Below are 3,779 nucleotides of genomic sequence, written 5' to 3'. Positions count from 1 at the left end.
CTTCCGCCTGTCACGCCTGTGGCGTGATTTAATTGCTCGCAGAGCAAGCCCGAAGGGCATTAAACTGGGAGCCAGGACAAAAATATTTTTCTCTTAATCCATCTCTTAATCCTGCCTGCCCCGTAAAACAACGCTGAAAGCGTTCCTGCGGAGCAGGGTTTCACTGGGGCCTGCCCCGTAAAACAACGCTGAAAGCGTTCCTGCGGACCAGGGTTTAACTGGGGCCTGCCGTTAAACCGGGGTCCCCTTTTGGGGTGTTTAACTGGGGTTAATCCTGCCTGCCCCATGAAATTTCTTCCCATTTCATCGGGGTCAAAAAACTCTTCTCTTCCTTGTTGCGGGCAAAGCATCTGGTAGAGCCATATATCTATACGGCACACCCCTGTATACCAGCTCGGCCAAGGTCTGATTTAAGCTCGCCGCTGGTTTCATGTTAGCATCCCGCACATAACCCTGAAGCTCCGCCGTGGGCCAGCAAAGTCAGTGACAGCAAAAGAAAGCTGACAGTATGGTCTGGTAGAGCCTTATTCAAATCAGCAATTTTTGCCGGGCCTTTGGTTATCTCGTTTACTATCGGCTTATAGATTTCCTCTTGACACTTCACCAAATCCTGGGCTGAAATAAAGTGTCGCTGTAGTGTTAAGAAACTTGCTGAACTGGAGACGGAGCCGGGTTGGGAGGTATGGAAGAACTGGATTTTGAGAAGATAAGGATATGACCCGCAAAGTTATCATTTTCACAGACGGCATGTTCATGCGCCGCAGGGTGCTGGAAAGAAACCAATTTCTGTATAAGCCAAGAGAGATCCGGGAGTACTGCCAGAAGCACCTGAGACAAAACGACTACCTTGTGCGCATTACTTTTTACGACTACCGGCCCTTGCAGGCCAGGGAAACATCTCCCTTGAATGGAAGTATGGATATGTCGCGATTAACCCTGTTAAACGGTATTGACGCTGCCACTTGGCAGTGTTAAGTGTGCGTTGCGCCGTTGGTCTAGTGACTTCGGGAGCGCTCGTCCTCATCATTGCAGGCTCTGCCGAGGCCTGCCACCGGCAGACAGACCAGGGCGTAAAGGAGAGTACATGGACAGTCATCTGGTGCAGCGCATACTTTTTCTGAATCCCTGGCTGCGGGGCGATGTGTCGCTGTCGGAATTTCTTGCCGCACACATTCCCGAAAAGTATGTACAGCGTTGCCTTGAGCAGAGCCGCCTTGATGAACCCATCATCGGCAAACGCAAGGTGCGATTGCTCATCGGACCACGACAGGCCGGAAAATCGACCCTGGCTTGGCGTATGTTCCAAAAACTCGGAAGGCATCCGCTGTTTCTTCTGTGCGAGGACATGTTGATCCGATCCTGGTGCAGCGAGGCCGTTCCATTCCTGCGCGACCTGAAAGAACTTGTACCCGAACCCGTACCTCTCTTTTTCGAAGAGGCCCAGCACCTTCCCGAAGCCGGGCTGTTCCTTAAAGGGCTTGTGGACCTGGGTCATGCGGAAGAAATCCTGGTTACTGGTTCCTCCAGCTTCCATCTGCAGGCCAGGACCAGAGAATCACTGGCCGGTCGATCCATTCGGCACCAGCTTCTTCCCTTTTCCCTGGAGGAAACCGCCGCGTCCACCAGAACCTTGCCGCGGGCATTGGCCATGGGGGAGCGCCGCGGGCAGCTTGCGCGCCACCTGTCTTTTGGCGGGTATCCGGAAGTCTGGTTTTCGGCTACGCCGGAGGCTGTGCTCTGGGATCTGATTGAGGCGTTCATCCTGCGCGACGCATCAGACATGTTCCAGGTCCGATATCCAGACGCCTTTCGCCGTTTGTTGAAACTGTTGGCCTTTGATGTCGGCAACCTGCTGAACATGTCCAATCTGGCGCAGGGCTGCGGCGTGAATCGCAAGACAGTTCAGAACTACCTGGATATTCTGGAAGAAACCCATATTGTGCGACGGATTTTGCCCTTTCAGGATGGAAAGCGTTCCGAAGTGACCCGCACTCCCAAATGCTATTTCGTGGACAACGGCATCCGCAACGTCTTATTGGGCCAGGTCTCGGAACCGGATATTCTGGAGCGGCCGGACACCGGGGCGCTGGTGGAGAACTGGCTGCTGTCCGAGCTGCTCAAGAACCTGCCGTCCAGATGGTCTGTGCAGTACTGGCGCTCCACGTCCAAGGCTGAAATGGATTTTGTCCTCAGTGACGGACAGCAAGTGATCGCCGTGGAAGTCAAGACGGGCCGGATGATCCGTCCGGCGGTCTCTCGTTCCGCCAGAAGTTTCCTGGACGCCTATGCGCCGTCAATGTTGTTCGTGGTCAATCAAACCCTGGATACGGCAATCATGGTCCAGGATCATCAGGTGCGCTTCGTTCCACTGGAAGCGGCCATTCCGGCTCTTCTAGACCTCTGGATATAGGAAAGCAGGGGACAGGCACTCTGTGCCACATGTTGAAGAAATTGCCTCACGCCAAGGCGCCCCAGTTAAACCCCTTCGGGAGCTCGTACCGAGCTGTTTAACGAGGCAAGCAAAGGACGCCAAGGGGAAGATTTTTTGTAAGCAGGGAAGAACTGCTTACAAAAAGGTCTGCCCATCCCTGGCGGGATAAATTTGCTTCCTCTGCGTCCTTGGCGCCTCTGCGTGAGAATAATATTCATGCCTTTTGCCAAAAAAATCATATTTGAACTGTTCAAGCAATCAATGAATCCGCCCAGGCAGGCAGAATGGTATTCAGTTTGTGACCACATCCAGTTCCTCCAGAATAAAGTCATCCCAGTTCATGAGCACGATATTATTCAGGTGTCTTCTTTTCTGCCTGTGACCCAGGACATACGCAGGTACCCCAGGATTGTCATCTGCAAAACTCTTTAACCCCCTGAGCGATTCTGTGCTGATGTGCTGAGATGATTTGATTTCCAGGGCACAGATGATCCGGTTTCCCTGGCATATCAGAACGTCCACCTCGGCCCCGTGATGGGTACGCCAGTAATAAAACTGATAATCCAAACGCCTGTATTCGATTTGCGCCATGAGCTGACTGATCACAAATTGTTCAAAACGCCGCCCGTATACATTGGGGTTCAACTGTCTTGTCAATGTATGTGCGAGTGCGTTTGTTACCCCGGTATCAAAAAGATAGTAGCGCGGGTGTGAAATCAGGCGTCTTCTTCCACTTCGGGTCCAGGCACTGAGTTTGAAGGCCAGGAAAGTATCTTCGAGGATATGGAAATATTGTTGTGCCGTCTTAACAGATACCGAGCATTCCCTCGCAATATTGTTGAAATTAACTGTCTCCCCATTGTTCGCCGCGACAATATCCAGAAAATACGCGAACGGTCCAATATCACGAACCAGACCCTCGGCTGCGACCTCTTCTTTCAGATAGGTTTCAGCATAGGACCTTAGAAATTCTGCGGGGTGTTCGCTGTCTGAGTTCCATAGCACTGGAAGCATTCCTGTTGTGAGGGCCTTGTCAAGATCAAACAGGTCTCCTGCTTCAGTAAAAGTCAGCGGGAAGAGGTGATAAGTGTACGCCCTGCCTGCAAGAAGATTGGCCCCTCCTCTGCGAAGCTTTCGTGCGCTGGAGCCGGTAAGGATAAAACGGATGCCTTTGGATTCAATCAGTTCATGAACCTCATCCAGGAGGGCGGGGATCTTTTGAATCTCGTCAATTACACACAAAGGATTTTCGTATCGGTCCAGGTGCGCCAGTATTTCCTCCCGCATCTTCCCGGGACTCTTTGCATAATGCAGAAAATCCCGCTGGGGCAGAAGATTGATATACAGG

The 3,779-nt window shown here is 52.1% G+C and carries 3 protein-coding genes; 2 read left to right on the top strand and 1 reads right to left on the bottom strand.

All coding sequences use genetic code 11. The annotated features are described in order from the left end of the window. Positions 1-714 precede the first annotated feature (714 nt). Positions 715-975, top strand: a complete 261-nt coding sequence (locus tag QZP87_RS09285; RefSeq protein ID WP_291322640.1) for a hypothetical protein — start codon at positions 715-717, stop codon at positions 973-975. Between the two features lie 109 nt (positions 976-1,084). Beyond that, on the top strand, positions 1,085-2,410 hold the full coding sequence (locus tag QZP87_RS09280) for an ATP-binding protein (RefSeq protein ID WP_291322639.1): 1,326 nt from the start codon (positions 1,085-1,087) through the stop codon (positions 2,408-2,410). A gap of 312 nt (positions 2,411-2,722) precedes the next feature. Here the strand turns inward: QZP87_RS09280 and QZP87_RS09275 are convergent. After that, a partial coding sequence (locus QZP87_RS09275; RefSeq protein WP_291322638.1) for a DUF4143 domain-containing protein occupies positions 2,723-3,779 on the bottom strand: 1,057 nt, incomplete at its 5' end.

Source organism: Desulfonatronospira sp. (genome assembly GCA_003563255.1).
Taxonomy (GTDB): Bacteria; Desulfobacterota; Desulfovibrionia; order Desulfovibrionales; family Desulfonatronovibrionaceae; genus Desulfonatronospira.
This window is presented reverse-complemented; position numbering and strand designations above follow the sequence as displayed.